Raw genomic sequence first — 18942 nt, 5'->3', positions numbered from 1 at the left:
GGAAAGTGGCCGATATGAATGTTTCGACCCGGACAAAGCTGACTTTCGCCAAGTATGTCCTGGCGGCTGCCGTCGTTTCCGCGATGGGACAGTCCGTGAGCCATGCTCAGGATGGCAGAGCCGCCAGTGAGAATCGGGCGGAGAGGTTGAGCGCCGAGAAGCAGGCCAGCGAGGCGCGAGTGGCCCGCTTGCGTTCGGAGAAAGCCGCCAGTGAGGCGCGCGTCGCGAAGCTGCGGTCCGAGAAAGAGGTGAGCGAGCTTCGGATTCAGAAGGAAGCGAGCCAGAAGCACATCTCAGACTTGCGCACCGAGAAGCTTGCCAGCGAAGCCCGGATGCGCAGGCAAAATCAGCATCGCTGACGGGCCTCTGCCTTAGCGCGACATCGGATCATTCCGGTTCGTCCGCGAGAGTGAGCGCCCCCGGCTTCGACAGGGGGCGCAACCCCTTGCTCCTCCCTGCCCCGACGGCTAGTGAATCGGACGCTTCTGTCGTCGTGACGGTTTGCCGCGCAAGCGCTGAGAGGATGCAGAAGCCGAATAGCTGTTCTTTATGAATAGCTTGGGCCTGTAGCTCAATGGTTAGAGCCGACCGCTCATAACGGTCTGGTTGTAGGTTCGAGTCCTACCGGGCCCACCATTCCCTCCTTCGGAAGCGTCCGATTTAGACGCCCACCCGAATCGTAGTCTCTACGGCGCAGCGTTTAGGCCGTGTCGCCAACGCTCTGTTCCGTCCGCGCTTCGCAAAACAGATCACCGACCGTCGCCCGCGCCTCCATGGCTAGATCTTGCGCCGTCGCAAGCACCGCCGCGTAGGCGTCGACGCCCTCCCGGTCGATCTGCGCTTCATTGAACTCCTCGACCGCGCGGCAGGCGACTGACAGGGTGGTGAAGCCGAGCATCGCCGAGGAGGCGCACAGCGTGTGGGCCTGGTGCCGATGCTCTTTTCGGGCATCCGGGTCGCCGGGGTCTGTCCGGAAGCTCGCGTCGAGCTCCGTCGTGAAGATCCCCAGCACCTCGCGCAGGCGCGCGGGAGACAGCGCCCGTTTGGTCTCGCGGTACGCGGTCCCGTCGAAGCCGGGATGTGGTGTCCCCTCGGCGGTCGGTAGCCGGCGCGCGACGGCATCCAGCAGCGTGTCGTGGTCGAAGGGCTTCCCGAGATGGCCGTCCATCCCCGCCGCGCGGTACGCCTCGACCTGCTCGGGGAGGACGTTGGCCGTCATCGCGATCACCGGGATCGCGGCCACCGCCGTCTCCAGTGCGCGGATCGCGCGCGTGGCCGCCATTCCGTCCAGGCCCGGCATCTGGACGTCCATCAGCACGAGGTCGAAGCCCCCTGCCTTCACCGCTTCGACCGCCGCCTGTCCGTCGGCGACGGTGCGCACGGAATGCCCGGCGCCGGTCAGCACGGCTTCGGCGAGCTCGCGGTTCACGCCCGAATCGTCGACGAGGAGAATGCGCCCCCGGCCGTCCGGCCTGGCCGGCGGGATGGGCGATGCGCCGTCCTCGGGGGCGGTCTCCGGCAGGCGGATCGTGAAGGCGAAGGTCGATCCGATGCCGGCCTCGGAGGAGACCTCCACCGTGCCGCCCATGAGGCCGATGAGCCGCTGGCAGATGGCGAGGCCGAGCCCCGTGCCGCCGTAATCGCGCTGGATCGAGCCGTCGACCTGACTGAAGTTGCGGAACAGCCGGTCGATCTTGTCCGCCGGGATGCCGATCCCGGTGTCGATGACCTGCATCCTCACGTCGTCGCCCAAGGGCCCGTGGCACGGCGCGACGTCGAGCGCCACCGAGCCGGCCGCCGTGAACTTCACCGCGTTGTTGAGCAGGTTGAGGAGCGCCTGCCGCAGGCGGTTCTCGTCGCCCCGCACCCATCGCGGCAGCGCGGGATCGAGCCGCAACCGCAGGTCCAGATCCTTCGCGTCGGCGGCCACCCGGACGATGGCGACGCAATTCTCTAGAAGGGTGTGCAGGGCGAAGGGGCGCTCGCTCAGCTCCACCGCGCCGGCCTCGACCTTCGAGAAGTCGAGGATGTCGTTGACCACGGTGAGCAGGGCCGAGCCCGAGGAGCGCACCAGATTCGCCTGACGCCGCGTGCCGGGATCGAGCCGGCCGGAGGCGAGCATCAGGTCGGTGAAGCCGATGACCGCGTTGAGCGGCGTGCGGATCTCGTGGCTCATCGTGGCCAGGAAATCCGTCTTGGCCCGGTTCGCCCGCTCGGCCTCGGCCTTCGCCAGCGAGAGGGCGATCTCGGCCTCCTTGCGCGCGGTGGTGTCCAGGGTGAGGCCCATGACCCGCAAAGCGCGGCCGTCGGCGCCCCGCTCGACGCGCCCCCGCGCATTGATCCAGCGAACGGTGCCGTCCGGCAGCGGCACCCTGAAGTCGGTCGTGTAGCTGCCGCCGCGCGCGACGGCGCGGGCGAGACCGTCCAGGACGTGGGGCACGTCGTCCGGATGGGCGAGGGGCGTCCACTCGCGCTCGACATCGAGTTCGACCTCGCGATCGGGCAAGCCGTGCTGGCGTGCGCACTCGGCGGAGAACAGGGCACGGCCCGTCGCCACGTCGTAGCTCCATGTGCCGGCCTCGGCCGCCCGCATCTCGGCCTGGTGCCGGTAGCGCTCGCTCAGGTCGATGGCGATGCCGAGATAGCCGAGTTCGCGCCCCTCGTCGGAGTGGAGGATGTTAATGGTGAGCAGCACCGGCCGGCGATCGCCCGACTTCGTGAGGTAGGTCCACTCGGCGGTCTCCACCCGCCCGAGCCTCGGCCGGGCGATGAACACGTCGATGCTTGGCGCGACGGGCCGGCCGATCTCGGCGGAGAGGCTCTCGGCGCGGCGGGCGATCTCGTCGGGATCGTGGAAGATCGCGGGCGACACTCGGCCGACGACATCCTCGGCCCGGTAGCCCAGCAGCCGCTCGGCGGCCGGGTTGAACAGCGTGATCGTCCCGTCGAGATCCGTCGCGATGACGGAGTTGCCGGCATTGGCGATCACCGCGCGCTGCAGGGCGGAACTGGCCTGGAGGGCGGCGGTGCGCTCCGTCACCTGGCCTTCGAGCGTGGCGTTGAGGGCCCGGATGCGCTCGTTGGCGGCCACCTGCTCGGTGCTGTCGCGGATGACCGTCGCGGCACCCACGACCTGCCCCTCCCGCGAACGGATGGGCGCCATGCTCACCTGCACGGGGAACAGGCTGCCATCGCGCCTCTTGCGCCACGAGGCATGGGGCGGCGTCGCCTCCCCCCGCCCCGCCCGCATCAGGCACCATTGCTCCTCGACGCGGAATTCGTCGGGGATCATCAGATCGGCCGCCCTTCGTCCCACGGCCTCCGCCGCCGAGTAGCCGATCAGCCACTCCGCCGCCGGGTTGAAGTCGGTGATGATCCCGTCGAGCGTCTTGCCGATGATGGCGTCCTGCGCGCTCGCGACGATGGCGGCCAGCCGGCTGTTCTCGGCGGCCGCCGCCAGTTGCGTGCGCTGGCTGGACGCGCTCATGGCGGTGAGGGCCGCGAGGAGCCCCGACAGCGCGGCGACGACGAGGGCCGCGTGCGCGGGGCTGGGAAGGCCGAGTTCCGCGACGAGGGCGGGCTTCGCCCGCGTGGTGACGATCCATTCCCGTCCATAGACGCGCAGCACCCGCGTCCGGGACGCCGCCGGCTCCGTCTCGTCCGTATCCTTGGACGCGTAGAACTCGGCGGCGCCCGACCCCTCATCGCGGATGCCGACGATGAGGTTGGCCTCGGCGAGGTTCACCCCCGCCAGGATCTCGTCGATCACCAGCGCGGCGTAGGTCCACCCGATCGTGGCGGAGCGACGGTCCTCCGGCGTGTCGGTCGGGGCGCCGGGCCTGACGACCGGAAGGAGCAGCAGAAACCCGCGACCGTCGAGGCCGGGTGTCTGGACGAGGGTGATCGGCGCCGTCAGGGTCGCCTGCCCCGTCTCCATGGACAGGTCGGCGGCCACGCGCCGATGCGCCTCGGACGCGACGTCGAAGCCGAGGGCCGCCGCATTGCGGTCGACCGGGGCCACGAACTCCACGACGTAGCGGCCGCCGTCCTGCGGGGGCGATTGGCACAGGGTGACGTCCGGATCGCAATCCGCCCGCGCCCTGTCGAGGATGCCCGCCTCGGCCCTCCGGGCCGAGCGCCGGATGAACCCGTACCCCCTCATGCCCGGGAACTCGGCGTTGAGATCCCGTGTCTCGACGTAGCGATGGAACGCCTCGCCGGTGACGACATCGACGCCGACGGCGGCAATCGCCCCGCGCAACCCGCGCAGCGCCTTCTCGTAGAGCGCCATCCGCCCCTCGATGGCGGTGATCGCGTCGTCCAGCATGTGGCCGTATCGCGCCTCGACCAGATGGTCGTTGCGCAACCGGGTCAACCTCGCCACGCAGGCGGTGAGACCCAGCCCGATGAGGAGGACGGCAACGGTGATCAGCATGGCGTTGCGGGCGCCGCGCGGGCCGCGGATTTCATCGCCGAGCATCCGCAGGGGCCGGAGCGCCGTCACCGCCGCGATCCTCCGGGCGCGAGCGTCGCCCGGTTCCGGCTGGTTTTCTCAATCGATGGTCGCGTGATCTCCATAGCGATTCGCCCTGCGGTTGAGGCGGCGGCGGCGAATTTGCCGCCAGCAGATGCGCGCCGTGCCCCCGCCATCAAGCATTTCTTTCATGCCTGCGTACTTTAAACACTATTCACGGTCAGGATATTAAGTGATCGGGGGCGGTAGTTATGATTACTCGCGAAAGCGTTCACTGTCGATATGGACTAGGCCATCCGGCCGAGTGTCCGCGAGACTTCTGAAACATTATCTGCCACGGTAAGGGGCGAGCGCCGTCCGGGCTGCCCGACAAGCGCGAAACTGGTTCCTTAAGACCGGGTGCGGGGAACGCTGTGGAACGGTCGGTCGTCCGGTTTCCATTCATTGGACGGGACGGGGCGACGCGTCCGTTCGGCGCGGCATAGGCCGCATGGGGTGTGGAACCAAATAGCCTCGGCCTTCTGTCCGAGATGACACGGTGGCGCGAGCGTGCCGTAGCCCATCCTGCGCAACGTGTCCTTCTCCCTCGAAGCGGGACAGGGGCTCGGCATCATCGGGCCGAGCGCCTCCGGCAAGTCGACCCTGGCGCGGGGGCTCGCCGGGATCTGGCAGGCGCAGGGCCAGGGCTGCATCCGGATCGATTAGGCGTCCCTCGACCAATGGCCGACCGGGCGGCTCGACGGTCGGCTACCTGCCGCAGGATGTCGAGCTGTTCGACGGCACCGTGGCGTAGAATATCGCGCGCTTCGATCCGGACGCCTACCCCGACGCGATCCTGGAGGCCGCGCACGAGGCGGGCGTGCACGACCTCGTGTTCCACCTCACGCAGGGCTTCAGCACCCCCATCGGCGCGGACGGGCATACCCTCTCAGCGGGCCAGTGCCAGCGGATCGGCCTCGCCCGCGCCCTCTACGGCAACCCGTTCCTCGTAATCCTCGACGAGCCGAACTCGAACCTCGAGGCCGAGGGCGAGCCAGCGGTCTAGGCCGACACGATCCGGCGCGACACGATCATCGGCTTCGCGACGATCCTCGTCCTTGTCCGGCTCGACGAGACGGTCACGCGGGCGAACCTGATGGTCATCGTCAACCAATTGGACGAAATGGCCATGCGGCAGGCGAGGCTGATGGCCGAGCGCGACGACCTCGCCCCGCTGGAGACGCAGAAGCTGGTTCCCGCCTCCAAGATGACCCAGTTGCGCCGCGAGGCGACGCGGATCGCCGGAGAGCGCGCGCAGATCATCGCCTCGATCGCGCAATCCAAGGGCAAGATCGCCGAGACCGAATTGCAGATCCTCCAGGTCGATCAGGACATGAAGACCGAGGTCGCCAAGGATCTGCGCGAGACCGAGGGGAAGATCGCGGAGCTGATGGAACGGCGGATTTCCGCCGAGGACACGCTCAAGCGCATCGACATCCGGGCGCCGATGAGCGGCTTCGTGCATCAATCGGTCATCCACACCGTCGGCGGCGTGATCTCACCCTCCGAGCCGATGATGCTGATCGTCCCGGACAACGACATGCTCGTGGTGGAGGCGAAGGTCGCGCCGCAGGACATCGATCATGTCAAAGCCGGCCAGATCGCCTTCATCCGCTTCCCGGCCTTCAACCAGCGCACGACGCCCGAGATCGAGGGCCGGGTGACGCGCGTCTCCGCCGACGTCCGCAAGGAGGGCGACAATCCCGCCGGGCAGGCGGGCCCCTCGTTCTACGTGGCGCGGATCGCCATCGCCGAGACCGGAGCGATGAAGCGCAAGAGCTTCACCCTCCTCCCCGGCATGCCGGCCGAGGTCCATTTCCAGACGTCGTCCCGCACGGCGATGTCCTACCTGATCAAGCCGTTGCAGGATCAGGTCGCGCGGGCATTCAACGAGAACTGAAGCCGTCGCCGGCCCGAACGGATCGCGACGGGGGGCGATCCCGTTCAGGTCGCCCGTAGGGAGGACGCCCTGTTCACCGCCGCCCAGGCCGCCGCCGCGGAGCGATTCGGCACGCCGAGCGTCCGCAGCACCGCCGTCACGTGGATCTTCACCGTCCCCTCGCCCAGCGAGAGCGAGCGGGCGATCTCCTTGTTGGACCGGCCCGCCACGATCAGGTCGAGCACCTGACGCTGCCGGAGCGTCAGCGTCCCGACGGAGCTTCCGCCGGTCTCGCGCCCGGCCGCATGGCCCCCCGATCCATTCGCGGGCACCGCCTCGATCCGCGTGATGAAGGAGGGGACGAAGACGAAGCCGTCGAGAATCATGCGCAGGGCCTTGACCAGGGCCTCGACGCTCGTGCCCTTGGGCACGAAGCCGTGGACGCCGGCCCGCAGGGAGAGGAAGACATCCTCGCGCCGGACGGAGCCCGATACCACGATGGTGATCACGTCCGGATGGCATTCCCGGACGGCGGCGAGATTCGCGGGGCCTCCCATGCCGGGCATGGCGAGGTCGAACAGGGCGAGGCGGACTGCCGGCCTCTCCGCCAGGATTTCCAGGGCGTCGTCGTACGAGGCGGCCTGATGCACATGCGCAATGCCGAAATGATCGGTCAGCACGCTCGCCAGGGCGAGACGAAAGAACGGATCGTCGTCAGCGACGACGGCCTCGCCCCCAGTCCGCTCTGTCATCGACATGGTTTTGACGCCCCAGCTCGGTGCCGATTCTATAGATCCTCTTATATAGTGCCACCCGCAACTCTGACATCCGGACCAATGTTTTCTATGTTTAGTATAAGTTAGCTTATACGCTCGATCCGTCCCCGTCACGCCGCCGACATCGCCCGCTCGCGGGCCCGGGCGAGGTGGCGTTCGATCAGGGTCTGCAGATGGGTCCGGTCGAAGGGCTTGCCGACATGGTCGTCCAGGCCGGCGGCGATCAGGGCGCGGACCTGTTCCGGCAGGACATGCGCGGTCATGGCAAGGATCGGCACGTCGCGGATTTCGCTGCGAAAGCCACGGATCAGGCGCGTCGCGGTGATGCCGTCCATCACCGGCATCTCGATATCCATCAGGATCAGGTCGAAGGGCTCGGCCTCGACCAGGGCGACGGCCTCCTGTCCGTCGCAGGCGGTGGAGACCCGGTAGCCCATGGCCACCAGCACCATCTGCGCGATCTCGCGGTTGATCGCGCCATCCTCCACGAGAAGGAGATGCGCCGGCCGCGCCTTCGATGCTCCCGATGGGGGAACCGAGGCGCTGGGCGATGGCGGGTCGGGCCGCCGCTGCTCGGCCGGTGCTGCGGGCAGGACGAGTTCGAACCAGAAGGTCGAGCCTTCGCCGTCGCGGCTTTCCAGGCCTATGGTACCGCCCATCGCCTCGATGAGGCCCTTGGCGATGGCGAGGCCCAATCCCGTGCCGCCGAACCGCCGCGTCGTGCTGCTGTCGGCCTGGACGAAGCGGGCGAAGAGCCGGGCCTGGGCGTCCTCGGGAATGCCGATGCCGGTGTCGCGCACGGTGACGCGCAGCGCGATGCCCTCCGGCGTCGCCGTCTGCGTGATCGTGGTGGTGACGGAGCCGGCCTGCGTGAACTTCACCGCGTTGTTGACTAGGTTGAGCAGAACCTGCCGCAGGCGGGTCTTGTCGCCGATGACGGCGTGATCGCCTGCCGCATCGCCCTCCATCACCAGGGCGAGGCCCTTGCGCTCGGCCGCGCCGGCGACCAGCGCCACGGTTTCCTCCACGAGGCCGAAGGGCGAGAAGGGGGTGGCTTCCAGGGTGACGCCATCCGCTTCGATGCGGGCATAATCCAGGATGTCGTTGACCACCGTGGTCAGGACCTCGCAGCCAACCCGCATCTGATCGATGCAGCGCCGCTGCTCCGGGGTGAGGCTCGCATCGTCGCGCAGGAGGTCGCCGAAGCCGACGATGGCGTTGAGGGGCGTGCGCACCTCGTGGCTCATCGTGGCGAGGAAGTCGCTCTTGGCGCGCTCGCCGGCCTCGGCGCGGGACTGCGCCGCCTCGGCCCGGTCGCAGGCCTCGGCCAGTTCCGTCGTCCGCGCGGCGACGCGCACCTCAAGGTCCGCGTTGGCCTGTTCGAGGGCGCGGTCGCGCTCGCTGAGGCGCGCGAGCAGCCTCGTCAGCGCATGCGTCAGTTCGGAAATCTCGAGATACCCGCGTGGTTTGGGCAGCCGGGCATGGGCGGGGGCGTTGCCGATGACGCCGGCCGACCGTGCGAGAGCGCGGAGGGGATCGGCCAGACGCTCGGCGGCCCACCAGCCGAGGAGCGCGAACAGCAGCGCGAAGGCGACGCCGCCAAGCACCAGCCGGTTGATGATCGGATCGGAGATCGACCGCGCGAACTCGACCGGCTGCCGGACCAGGATGGTCCATGGCAGCGACGGCTTTTGCAGAGAGGGCTGGCCACGGCTCGCGCCGGTGAAGTAATCGCCGCCATCGGGCCAGCGTCCCCGCGCGCTGGCCAGTTCGGCCCCGGCGGCGAGCGCCGAGAGGGCCGGCAGATCGGTGTCGATCCGGCGGCCGGTCTGATCGCCGGGGCCGAGGACGACCGTCCCGTCGCCGGCGAGGATCATCACCTCGACGCTCGGCTCCCGCTTCAGCGCCGTGGCGATGGCCGCCTGGCTCATCTCCCGCATCCAGCTGACGCTCAGATGGCCGCCGACGACACCGACCTTCGCCCCCGACGCGTCGCGGAACGGCATGGCAACGTCCACGAAGCGGTGCGGCTCGCCGTAGGGCAGCGCCGGCAGGCGGGTGGCGAGCAGCTTCGCTTCGTGGATGTCGATGACGGTCGGGGCCTGGATGCCCTGCTGGAACCACGGACGCGCCGCGACGCTCTCGCCCTCCAGCATGCCCCCGCTGCTCGCGAGGACGATGCCGCTGCTGTCGGCGAAGCCGATCCAGGCATAGGCGGGATAGCTCTCGCGCAGGGCATCGACCCAGGTGCGGCGGGCCTCGGGCGTGGTCGCGTTGGTCCGGGCCACGGACGACAGCACGGTCATGTCGCCGAGGCGCTCGGTGATGTTCGCGTCGATGATCTGGCGCAGGTGTTCCGCGAGTTCCGCCGTGTGCGCCTCGGCGCGGATCTGCACCCGCTGGGCGATGAACTGGGACACGACGAGCGTGGCGGCGACGGTGAGGAGCAGCGCCCCACCGGCAAAGACGAGGGCAAGGAGCGTCCGCAACCGCATCGAGACGACCTCGCGTCAGCGACCGGACCGTCTGGCGAAGCAGTCGACCGGCTTGGGATGATCGGAGATCGTGTGATCTTTCCGACCAAGTCGGTCAATGAGTGGCACGCCAATCCTTTATAGGCGGTGTTTCCGCGAAGGTCAGTCCCCAGGCCATCGAAGTCTGCGATGCCCGTGCATCATGGCTCGACAAGACTCAGCCCGAGGCTGGTCTTGTCGAGGCGGCGGATCGCCGCCTGGGTGTACGGGGCCACTTGAGGGCGGCCCCGCCGCCGTCACTTGCCGCTGGGGGCCGCGCCGCTGCCGGTGGCGCCGTTGCCGGTGCTGCCCGAACCGGCGGCGGCACCCGACGTCGAGGTGTTGCCGTTCGGCGTGCTCTGCGCGGCGGCCATCCCGACCGTGCCGGCGAGAACGGCGAGCGCGAGGACCGACGATTGAAGGGTACGGCTGATCATGGCGTGCTCAAATCTTTCTGCCGGGTCATTCCGGTATGACTGAACAACCGAAGGCCTGTGCAGTCGTTCCTTGATCATCCCGCGTGGCCGAGGGCCGGCAGGACATGCCGGCCGAACGCCTCTACGAAGGCGGTCTGGTCGCCGGCGACCTGATGGACGATGATTTCGGCCGGGCCCAACTCCATGAGTTCGGCGAGCCACGCGGCGTGGCGCCCGAAATCCTCCGAGACCCGCACGTAGCCCGGCACGTCCTCGGGCCGCACGAAGCGCGAGGCCGTGTCGAAATCCTCCGGCCTTCGCAGGTCCCAGTTCGCGTCGCCTTCGAGCATGTTGCTCGCCCATTGGGCGTGGGCCTGCGCGAGCGCCTTGGCGGGGTCGGGATCCCAGCACACCTTCGTCTGCATGAAGATCGGCTTGCCCGCGCCGCCGCCCTCGCGGAACGCCTCGAAGACCGGGCGCAGCTTGGCCGGGTCGATGCCCACGGTGACGAGTCCGTCCGCCCAGGTGGCGACCTGGCGGGCGGTCTCCGGCGTCACCGCGCCGGCGATCAGCAGGGGTGGGCGCTCCGGCCGGGAGTACAGCTTCGCGTCGATGACGGTGACGCGCCCCCGGTGGGTGACGGTCTCGCCCTCGAACAGCGCGCGGATCACGGCGGCGCATTCGGCCAGCCGGGCCGTGCGCTCGGCCTTGTCCGGCCAGGGCAGGCCGGTGACGTCCTCGTTGAGGCGCTGGCCGGAGCCGAGGGCGAGCCAGAGGCGCTCCGGGAACATCTCGGACAAGGTCGCGGCCGATTGCGCCAGCACCGCCGGGTGGTGGCGGTAGCCCGGCGCGGTGATGATCCCGAACGGCAGGCGCGTCGTCGCGAGGGCGGCGCCGAGCCAGGACCACGCGTGGCCCGCGTGACCCTGCTTCACGCTCCAGGGGCGGAAATGCTCGGAGGACATGGCGCAGGTGAAGCCCGCCGCCTCGGCCGCCTGGACGTCCCGCAGCAGCGCCGAGGGAGCATGCTGCTCGTGCGAGACGTGGTAACCGATCCGTGTCACGGTGGTGATCTCCTGATCATTCGAGCGCCCGCGAACGCGGTTCAGTTTAGAAAGACTTTGCGAAGCGGGAGCTTAGCCTGTGTTCTGTGCATGAGGGGCCTGCGCGCGCCCGCCATTGTGACGTGAGCCTGTGCAAGATTATCTCGCGTCTGCGAGATTGCTCGTGTCAGCCAATCAGGATGGTTCATGGCCCAGTCTGAAGGGTCTTCCAAGCGCTCATCGGCCGCTGGCGGGTGGGGTGCGCTGAAGAGCTGCGGCAAGCACCTGTTCGGCAGCCGTGCGCCGCTGACGGGAGCCCGTGCCCTGCTGAAGGCCAACCAGCCCGATGGGTTCGATTGTCCAGGCTGCGCCTGGGGCGACCCGGAGCACGGTTCGTCGTTCGAGTTCTGCGAGAACGGCGTGAAGGCGGTCTCATGGGAGGCCACCGACAAGCGCACGAAGCCGTCCTTCTTCGCCCGCCACACGCTCACCGAGCTGCGGGGCTGGAGCGACTATGCCTTGGAAGGCCAGGGCCGCCTGACCCACCCGATGCGCTACGACGCGGCGAGCGACCGCTACCTGCCGGTGAGCTGGGAGACGGCGTTCGCGGAGATCGGCGAGAGCCTGCGCGGGCTCGATTCCCCCGATCAGGCCGAGTTCTACACGTCCGGCCGCGCCTCGAACGAGGCCGCCTACCTCTACCAGTTGTTCGCCCGCGCCTACGGGACCAACAACTTCCCCGATTGTTCAAACATGTGCCACGAGGCGAGCGGGGTCGCCCTGATCGACGCGATCGGCGTCGGCAAGGGCACCGTGCTCCTCGAGGATTTCGAGAAGGCGGACGCGATCTTCTGCGTCGGGCAGAACCCCGGCACCAACCATCCGCGCATGCTCGGCGACCTGCGCCGGGCGGCCGAGCGCGGCGCGAAGGTCGTGGTGCTGAACCCGGTGCGCGAGCGTGGGCTCGAGCGCTTCGCCGACCCGCAGAACACCGTCGAGATGCTGCGCGGCGCGAGCCAGCCCATCGCCAGCCACTACCTCCAGCCGCGCTCCGGCGGCGACATGGCCGCCTTCCGGGGCATCGCCAAGATCGTGTTCGCCCGCGATGCCGAGGCCCGGGCGGCGGGCCGCCCGTCGATCCTCGACCGCGCCTTCCTCGAACACCACACGGCCGGCCTCGACGCCTATCGCGCCGCCGTCGAGGCGACCTCCTGGGAGGCGATCCTCGACCAGTCCGGCCTGACCCGGGACGAGATCGACGCGATGGCGGAGGTCTATCTCGGGGCGCAGCGCGTCATCGCCACCTGGGCGATGGGCGTGACCCAGCACCGGCATTCGGTGGCGACCATCCGGGAGATCGCCAACCTCCTGTTCCTGCGCGGCCATATCGGCCGTCCGGGCGCGGGCCTCTGCCCGGTGCGCGGCCATTCCAACGTGCAGGGCGACCGGACGGTGGGCATCAACGAGCGCCCCGCCGACGCCTTCCTCGACTCGCAGGAACAGCATTTCGGCCTGCCGATGCCGCGCCGGCACGGGCACAACGTGCTCGCCGCCATCCGCGCGATGCGCGACGGCACGTCGAAGGCCTTCATCGGGCTCGGCGGCAACTTCCTGCGGGCGACGCCGGATACGCCGGTGGTGGCCAAGGCGCTGGCCTCGTGCCGGCTCACCGTGCACATCGCCACGAAGCTCAACCACGCCCATCTCGTGCCCGGCGCAGTCGGCTACCTGCTGCCCTGCCTCGGCCGCACGGAGATCGACCGGAACGCCGAGGGCAAGATCCAGATCGTGACCGTCGAGGATTCGATGAGCATGGTCCACGGCTCCGGCGGCATCAACAAGCCGGCCTCGAAGGAACTGCGCTCCGAGATCGGCATCATCGCCGGCATGGCGCAGGCGACCGTGGGGTCCGCCGCCATCGACTGGGCGGGCTTCGCCGCCGATTACGACCGGATCCGCGAGGCCATCGCCGCGACGATTCCCGGGTTCACCGGGTACAACGCGCGGGTGCGCAAGCCGCGCGGCTTCATGCTGCGCAACCTTGCCGCCGAGCGGGTCTTCGACACCGGCACCGGACGCGCCAACTTCGCGGCCGTGCCTCTGCCTGCCGAGACGGAGCATCAGGCTGCGACGAAGACGCGGGACACGTTCGTGCTGCAGACCTTCCGCAGCCACGACCAGTACAACACGACGATCTACGGTCTCGATGACCGCTACCGGGGCGTGTATGGCGAGCGCCGGGTGATCTTCGCCCATCCCGACGACCTCGCGGAGATCCGCGACCGGCTCGGCGAGCGCGTCGACATCCTCGGGACGCATGATGATGGCATCACGCGCCGGGCGGAGGATTTCCGCCTCGTGCCCTTCGACATGCCGCGCGGTTCGCTGGCGGGCTACTACCCGGAGTTGAACGTGCTCGTGCCGCTCTCGACGTTCGGCGAGAAGAGCGACACGCCGACCTCCAAATCGGTCCTCGTGACCCTTCAGCCGCGCGCGGCGGCGTGAGCGAAGTCCTGGACGAGGCGGCGTTCGTCGCCGCCCTCGGCCGAGTGACGGTGGCCCACCCCGAACTGCCCCCGCTCGAAGCGGGGCTGCTCGCCGCCCTGGCCCTCGGCTTGCCGGGGGACAGCCGCGCCTTCGCCCGCACCTTCGCGGTGGAGCACGCCCTCGTCCTGCGCGCCCTCTCGGAGTTGGAGGAATCCGGCCACGTCGCTGTCACGGATCGCGACGGGCGCACGCAGCGGACGCGCTATCGCGCGGCCGCGCCGACCCCTACCTGATCGGATCGGCCCGGAAGCGGCCCTGCTCCAATTCGGCGGGCTGGCACCGGCAGGTCGACGGCACGGATGAGGCGCCCTTGTGCGCCGGAGCCTCGCAGGTGAGCAGGCGGGTGAGCAGATGCTCCAGCGGGTCCGCCTGATAGGGCTTCTGCAGCACCGGCACGGCCTGATAGGCGGCCTCCAGGCCCTGGCGCCCGTAGCCCGTGGCGAACAGGAACGGGATGCAGCGCTCGAACAGCAGATCCGCGATCGGGTAGCTGCGCGTGTTGCCGAGGTTCACGTCCAGCACCGCGAAATCGAAATCCTCGTCGCGCGCGAGGGTCAGGCCCTGTTCGAGCCGCATCGCGATCACGACCTCGCAGCCGAGATCGAGGAGCATGTCTTCGGCGAACATGGCCACGAGGCTCTCGTCCTCGACCAGCAGCACCCGGCGTCCGGTCAGCATGGTCATGAAGCCAGGGACCCTTCGACCGTCTCCTGCCCGATCCAGCCCAGTTGCGTCAGCGGGATGCGCATGGCGCACACGACGCCGGCCGGCGCGTAGGTGATGACGGCGCTACCGTCGAACTCCAGCGGCAATTGCCGCTCGATCAGCCGGGAGCCGAACCCTTTCCGTGTGGGCGGCGTGACGGGCGGTCCATCCTGCTCCTGCCACGTCAGGTCGAGCTGCTGCTGCCCGCCGCCAAGGTCCGACAACGCCCAGGTGACGGAGACCTTGCCCTCGCCGGTCGAGAGGGCGCCGTACTTGGCGGCGTTCGTCATCAGCTCGTGCAGCGCCATCGCCAGTGTCACCGCGACTTTCGGGTGAAGCCGTGCATCCGGGCCGTCTAGCTGGAAGCGGTTAACGTCGACCTCCGCCAGAAGGTGGGGGGCAAGCGACCGCTCGATCACGCTGACCAAGCTGGCGCTCTCCCAATTGTCCTCGACCAGCACGTTGTGGGCGGTGGAGAGGGCGGTCATGCGCGCGTCGAACACGGCGCGCACGGCGAGGTCGGTGCGGCCCCGGAAGGTCTGCGCGGCGATGGATTGCACCGTCGCGAGGGTGTTCTTCACCCGGTGGTTCAACTCGTTGATCAGCAGGCGCTGGCGCTCGGCGGCGGCCTTCTCGTCGCTGATGTTCCGCACCTCGATGATCGTGCCGATGATGTTGGCGGAATCGTCGCGGATCGGGCTCGCCGTGAACCCAACCGGGTAAAAATGCCCGTCGCGGTGGACGAACACCTCCTCGCCGCGCTCCTGGTTGTTCTCCGGGAAGGCGCGGTCGATGGCGCATTCGTGCAGCGGGAACGGACGCCCGTCGGGATAGGTGTGGTGGACGATGTCGTGCAGGGGGCAATCCCGCGCCAGCACCTCGTCCAGCGTCCAGCCAGTCAATTCTTCGGCGGCGCGGTTCATGTAGATGCAATGCTGGCGGTCATCCATCAGGAAGATGGACACCGAGGCGTTGTTGAGGACCGCGTTGAGCCGGCGCTCGGTCTCAAACAGCTGGCCCGCATGGCGCAGCGTCGGCAGCGGCCTGATCGCGGCGGGTTCAGACTGTAGCGGTTGCCGGGAATTCGGCACGAGCACAACCCTTCACACATCTCTTCTGAAAGCCTGAGTTGTGCAATGCCCAAGGCTGGGGCCGGTTCCCCTGTCCCGCCGGGGAACCGGGCCTCACAGCCTCGTGCAAGCGAGGCCGATTAGTCCTGCCTGCCACGGCGGCGCCATGAGGGCGCATCGGGAGGGCCGGACGCTATGGGGATCGGGATCGGGCTGCTCATCGCGATCGGCTGCATGCTCGGCGGGTTCGTCGCCATGGGCGGGCACCTGATCGTCATCTGGCAACCCTGGGAGTTCGTCATCATCGGCGGCATGGCCATCGGCGGCCTCGTCATGGCCAACCCGATGAAGACGGTCATCGATTCCGGGAAGGCCACCATGGAGGCGGTCCTCGACACGGCGCCGAAGCGCAAGGATTACCTGTCCCTGCTCGGCCTGCTCCACGCCCTGCTGCGCGAGTTGAAGACCAAGCCGCGCAACGAGGTCGAGACCCATTTCGACGATCCGGCCAATTCCGAGATCTTCAAGAACTATCCCGACGTCACCAAGAACCAGGATCTGGTGATGTTCATCTGCGACTATTGCCGGCTCATCCTCATCGGCGGCGCCCGCTCGCACGAGATCGAGTCGCTGATGGAGGAGGAGATCGGCACGCAGAAGAAGGCCGCCCTCAAGCCCTACAACGCCATCAACACCGTGGCCGAAGCCCTCCCGGCCCTCGGCATCGTGGTCGCCGTCCTCGGCATCGTGAAGGCCATGGGCGCCCTCGACCAGTCGCCCCAGATCCTCGGCGGCCTGATCGGCGCGGCGCTGGTCGGCACCTTCTTCGGCGTGTTCGCCTCCTATGGGGTGCTCGCGCCGCTGGCCATGAAGATCAAGGGCGTGCGCGAGAAGCAGACCTCCGTCTACACGATCGCGAAGCAGAGCCTCATCGCCTACATGAACGGCGCGCTGCCGCAGATCGCCATCGAGCACGGCCGCAAGGGCATCGCCTCGGCGGACCGGCCCACCATCGACGAGGTCGAGGCCGCCACCGTGCCGGGCGCCCGCGCCGAGGCCGCCTGAGATGGAGGCCGCCCCCATCGAGGCGCCGCCGATCCGGCGCGAGCCGGCCGACATCCGGTCGCGCATCCAGCAGGCGGCGGGGCTGTCCCTCGACCGGCTGCCGATGCTGCAGCTCATCTTCGACCGCCTCGCCACCGGCTGTGGCGACGCCCTGAAGCACCGGGTTTCCTCGACCATCTTCTACGCCCTCTCCGGCGTGGAGAGCGGGCGCTTCGGCGACTTCCTCGACGCCTACGACAACAACGCCGTGGTCGGCATCTTCCACGCGCCGGGCTGGGACGGGCACGTCCTCGTCGGGCTCGACCGCGACTTCATCTACACGATGGTCGAGGTGCTGTTCGGCGCCGACGGATCGGAGCCCCCGGTCGAGGAGGAGCGCGCCTTCTCCGCCATCGAACTGCGGGTGGCGCAGATGGTGTTCGAGCAGGTCGGCAAGGCGCTGGAGAGCTCGTTCGGCCTCGTCTCGCAGACGGCCTTCAGGCTGGAGCGCACCGAGACGCGGATGGAGTTCGCGATCATCGGGCGGCGCACGAACCACGCGGTGCAGGCGAAGTTCCTGTTCCAGGGCCTCAGCCGCAGCGGCGAGATGTTCCTCATCATCCCGCAGGCCCTGCTGAATCCCCTGCGGGCGAGCCTCGCCAAGGTGCTCACCGGCGAATCCACCGCCCGCGATCCGCGCTGGTCGCAGCAGATCGCCGCCCAGGTCCAGAAGGCCGAGGTGACGCTGCGCGCCGTGCTGGAGGAGCGCCACCTGACGCTCGGCGAGATCGCCGGGCTGAAGGTCGGGCAGGTCATCGGCCTCGACGCCACGCCGACCACCCGCATCAAGCTCGAAGGCAACCAACGGCCGCTGTTCTGGGCCCATGCCGGACAGGCGCAGGGGGCCTACGTGCTGCGGATCGACGAGGTCATCGCTCAGGACAAGGACAAGCTTCATGACCTCGCTGGTTGACGGCGTGCTTCTCGCCGCCCTCCTCGGCACCTGCGCCTGCGTGGTGCCGATGTACCTGAAGCTGAAGCGCCTCGACCGCACCCAGGCGGAGTACGGGCGCGCCATGGCCGCCTCCGGCCACGCCCTGGCGAGCGCCGGGGAGGCGGTGCGCAGCTTCGCGGGCGAGGGCCGCGAAGTGCTCGACGCGCTGGGCCGCCGGATCGACGAGGCCCGCGCCACCCTCGCCGCGCTGGAGGCCGCGCGGGACAGCCTCGCATCAGCCAGACCTGCTAGAGAATCCCCCGCCGCACGGCTGAACGCCCCGAGTCCGCGATGAGCAACAGCCCCTTCCCCGACGCCGAGACCCCCCAGGCCGCCGAGGAGCCGCGCCTCGGCGACGGGCGCAACCTCGATTCGATATTGCGCATCCCCGTCCTCGTGCAGGTGGTGCTGGGCTCGGCGACCATGCCGGTCGCCAACCTGATGAAGCTCGGGCGCGGCGCCGTGGTGCCGCTGGACCACCGGGTGGGCGAGCCCGTCGACGTCATGGTCAACGGGCGGGTCGTCGCCCGGGGGGAGATCGTCATCGTCGAGGAGGACAATTCCCGCTTCGGCGTCTCGCTGACCGAGGTGGTCGGGCCGTCCGAAACCGACGCGGCCGCCTGAGGCCGAGTTCGTGGCAGCTGCACCCCTGGCACCATCCCCGGCGACCCCGCCCCCGGCCCTGCGCGGGCCGGGCCGTGCGCTCGCGCCGGTCGATCAGGTCGCGACCCTGCTGCTGGCCATGGGCAAGCCGGCGGCGGGCCGCCTGCTGAAGTATTTCGAGCCCGACGAGATCAAGCGCATCACGCGCTCGGCCGTGCAACTGGGGGCGGTAATCGCGGCGGCGACGAGCTGGCGGATCGCCTGGGCGCCGCTCACGTCGTCGGCGGGCTCGGTGCGCACCACCACGGAGGCCGAGGGCGGCTGCTGGTCCCGGCGGAACGAGGCGCGGTCGGGCAGCACGATGTGGACGCGGGCGGCGCGCACGCCCTTCATGCCCTGGATGGTGCGGGCGAGTTCGCCTTCCAGCGCCCGCACCCGCGTCACCTCCTGCATGAACGAGGTCATGCCGAGGGACCCGAGATCGTTGAACAGCTCGTAGCCGGACTTCGAGCTCTGCGGCAGGCCCTTCTCCGCGAGCAGCATGCGGGCCTGGGCGGTGTTGCCGTAGCGGACCATCACGGCGGTGCCGTCGGCGCTGACGTCGAACGGGATGCCGTTGTCCTTCAGGACCCCGCCGATGCGCCCGACATCCTCGCGGGACAGGCCGGTATAGAGCGCTTCCTGCGCCGGGCGGCTGAGGTAATAGGCGCCGAGCCCGACGCCGGTGAAGACGAAGAGACCCACGAGGCCGAGCGCCACGAGCCGGCGTGCCCCGAGTTCGATGATGTTGCTCCACAGCCTCTCGGCTTGCTCGCGTCCGAACATCCCTGGACCAACCC

The 18942-nt window shown here is 69.0% G+C and carries 15 protein-coding genes, 1 tRNA gene and 2 pseudogenes; 10 read left to right on the top strand and 8 right to left on the bottom strand.

The genetic code is table 11. The annotated features are described in order from the left end of the window. Positions 1 to 146: 146 nt before the first annotated feature. Together ACXJ1Y_RS02045 and ACXJ1Y_RS02040 are read left to right on the top strand one after the other, a co-directional pair. Positions 147 to 359, top strand: a complete 213-nt coding sequence (locus tag ACXJ1Y_RS02045; RefSeq protein WP_463848525.1) for a hypothetical protein — start codon at positions 147 to 149, stop codon at positions 357 to 359. A gap of 201 nt (positions 360 to 560) precedes the next feature. Then, a tRNA-Ile gene (locus ACXJ1Y_RS02040) sits at positions 561 to 636 on the top strand. 64 nt (positions 637 to 700) lie between these two features. On the opposite strand, the gene ACXJ1Y_RS02035 is transcribed toward ACXJ1Y_RS02040, so the two are convergent. Next, positions 701 to 4504 (bottom strand): PAS domain S-box protein, encoded by a 3804-nt coding sequence (locus tag ACXJ1Y_RS02035; RefSeq protein ID WP_463848524.1) that lies wholly within the window; start codon positions 4502 to 4504, stop codon positions 701 to 703. Positions 4505 to 5035: 531 nt separating this feature from the next. Here ACXJ1Y_RS02035 and ACXJ1Y_RS02030 point away from each other — a divergent pair. Next, a pseudogene (locus ACXJ1Y_RS02030) lies at positions 5036 to 5516 on the top strand (ATP-binding cassette domain-containing protein); the annotation flags it as partial. A gap of 93 nt (positions 5517 to 5609) precedes the next feature. Further along, on the top strand, positions 5610 to 6413 hold the full coding sequence (locus ACXJ1Y_RS02025) for an HlyD family type I secretion periplasmic adaptor subunit (protein WP_463848523.1): 804 nt from the start codon (positions 5610 to 5612) through the stop codon (positions 6411 to 6413). A 44-nt stretch (positions 6414 to 6457) separates the two neighbouring features. Here the strand turns inward: ACXJ1Y_RS02025 and ACXJ1Y_RS02020 are convergent, their stop codons facing one another. The 4 genes from ACXJ1Y_RS02020 to ACXJ1Y_RS02005 form a co-directional block, all read right to left on the bottom strand. After that, entirely contained in the window at positions 6458 to 7144 is a 687-nt protein-coding gene (locus tag ACXJ1Y_RS02020; protein WP_463848522.1) for a LuxR C-terminal-related transcriptional regulator, read from the bottom strand. A 134-nt stretch (positions 7145 to 7278) separates the two neighbouring features. Continuing rightward, positions 7279 to 9663, bottom strand: coding sequence for a hybrid sensor histidine kinase/response regulator (locus ACXJ1Y_RS02015; protein WP_463848521.1), 2385 nt, complete (start codon positions 9661 to 9663; stop codon positions 7279 to 7281). A 275-nt stretch (positions 9664 to 9938) separates the two neighbouring features. Beyond that, positions 9939 to 10118 carry a hypothetical protein gene (locus tag ACXJ1Y_RS02010; protein ID WP_463848520.1) on the bottom strand — a complete coding sequence of 60 codons (180 nt, stop codon included), beginning with the start codon at positions 10116 to 10118 and terminating at the stop codon, positions 9939 to 9941. 74 nt (positions 10119 to 10192) lie between these two features. Continuing rightward, positions 10193 to 11161 carry a TIGR03885 family FMN-dependent LLM class oxidoreductase gene (locus ACXJ1Y_RS02005; protein WP_463848519.1) on the bottom strand — a complete coding sequence of 323 codons (969 nt, stop codon included), beginning with the start codon at positions 11159 to 11161 and terminating at the stop codon, positions 10193 to 10195. Positions 11162 to 11347: 186 nt separating this feature from the next. Between ACXJ1Y_RS02005 and ACXJ1Y_RS02000 the strand changes: the two genes are divergently transcribed. Together ACXJ1Y_RS02000 and ACXJ1Y_RS01995 are read left to right on the top strand one after the other, a co-directional pair. Further along, the gene (locus ACXJ1Y_RS02000) at positions 11348 to 13645 is read left to right on the top strand and encodes an FdhF/YdeP family oxidoreductase (RefSeq protein ID WP_463848518.1); all 2298 of its coding nucleotides are present in this window, start codon (positions 11348 to 11350) and stop codon (positions 13643 to 13645) included. After that, positions 13642 to 13920 carry a hypothetical protein gene (locus ACXJ1Y_RS01995; protein WP_463848517.1) on the top strand — a complete coding sequence of 93 codons (279 nt, stop codon included), beginning with the start codon at positions 13642 to 13644 and terminating at the stop codon, positions 13918 to 13920. Before ACXJ1Y_RS02000 ends, ACXJ1Y_RS01995 begins: the two co-directional genes overlap by 4 nt. Here the strand turns inward: ACXJ1Y_RS01995 and ACXJ1Y_RS01990 are convergent. Together ACXJ1Y_RS01990 and ACXJ1Y_RS01985 are read right to left on the bottom strand one after the other, a co-directional pair. Continuing rightward, positions 13913 to 14371, bottom strand: a complete 459-nt coding sequence (locus tag ACXJ1Y_RS01990; protein WP_463848516.1) for a response regulator — start codon at positions 14369 to 14371, stop codon at positions 13913 to 13915. The genes ACXJ1Y_RS01995 and ACXJ1Y_RS01990 overlap by 8 nt on opposite strands. Next, positions 14368 to 15483 (bottom strand): sensor histidine kinase, encoded by a 1116-nt coding sequence (locus tag ACXJ1Y_RS01985; RefSeq protein WP_463848515.1) that lies wholly within the window; start codon positions 15481 to 15483, stop codon positions 14368 to 14370. The genes ACXJ1Y_RS01990 and ACXJ1Y_RS01985 overlap by 4 nt, the downstream gene beginning before the upstream one ends. Before the next feature lie 174 nt (positions 15484 to 15657). On the opposite strand from ACXJ1Y_RS01985, the gene motA reads away from it, so the two are divergent. The 4 genes from motA to fliN are packed head-to-tail and all read left to right on the top strand — an operon-like array spanning position 15658 to position 18124. Next, the gene (motA, locus tag ACXJ1Y_RS01980; RefSeq protein WP_463848514.1) at positions 15658 to 16527 is read left to right on the top strand and encodes a flagellar motor stator protein MotA; all 870 of its coding nucleotides are present in this window, start codon (positions 15658 to 15660) and stop codon (positions 16525 to 16527) included. Between the two features lies 1 nt (position 16528). Beyond that, on the top strand, positions 16529 to 17479 hold the full coding sequence (locus ACXJ1Y_RS01975) for a flagellar motor switch protein FliM (RefSeq protein ID WP_463848513.1): 951 nt from the start codon (positions 16529 to 16531) through the stop codon (positions 17477 to 17479). Further along, a complete protein-coding gene (locus ACXJ1Y_RS01970; RefSeq protein ID WP_463848512.1) occupies positions 17463 to 17795 on the top strand; it encodes a hypothetical protein in 333 nt (110 codons plus the stop codon). The genes ACXJ1Y_RS01975 and ACXJ1Y_RS01970 overlap by 17 nt, the downstream gene beginning before the upstream one ends. Further along, entirely contained in the window at positions 17792 to 18124 is a 333-nt protein-coding gene (gene fliN / locus ACXJ1Y_RS01965; protein WP_463848511.1) for a flagellar motor switch protein FliN, read from the top strand. The genes ACXJ1Y_RS01970 and fliN overlap by 4 nt, the downstream gene beginning before the upstream one ends. A 200-nt stretch (positions 18125 to 18324) precedes the next feature. On the opposite strand, the pseudogene ACXJ1Y_RS01960 reads toward fliN, so the two are convergent. Further along, positions 18325 to 18928, bottom strand: a pseudogene (locus tag ACXJ1Y_RS01960) (flagellar basal-body MS-ring/collar protein FliF); the annotation flags it as partial. Between the last annotated feature and the right edge of the window lie 14 nt (positions 18929 to 18942).

Source organism: Methylobacterium sp. TK26 (genome assembly GCF_055361565.1).
Note: the sequence above shows the minus strand (reverse complement) of the source record. Positions and strands in the feature narration are given on the sequence as shown.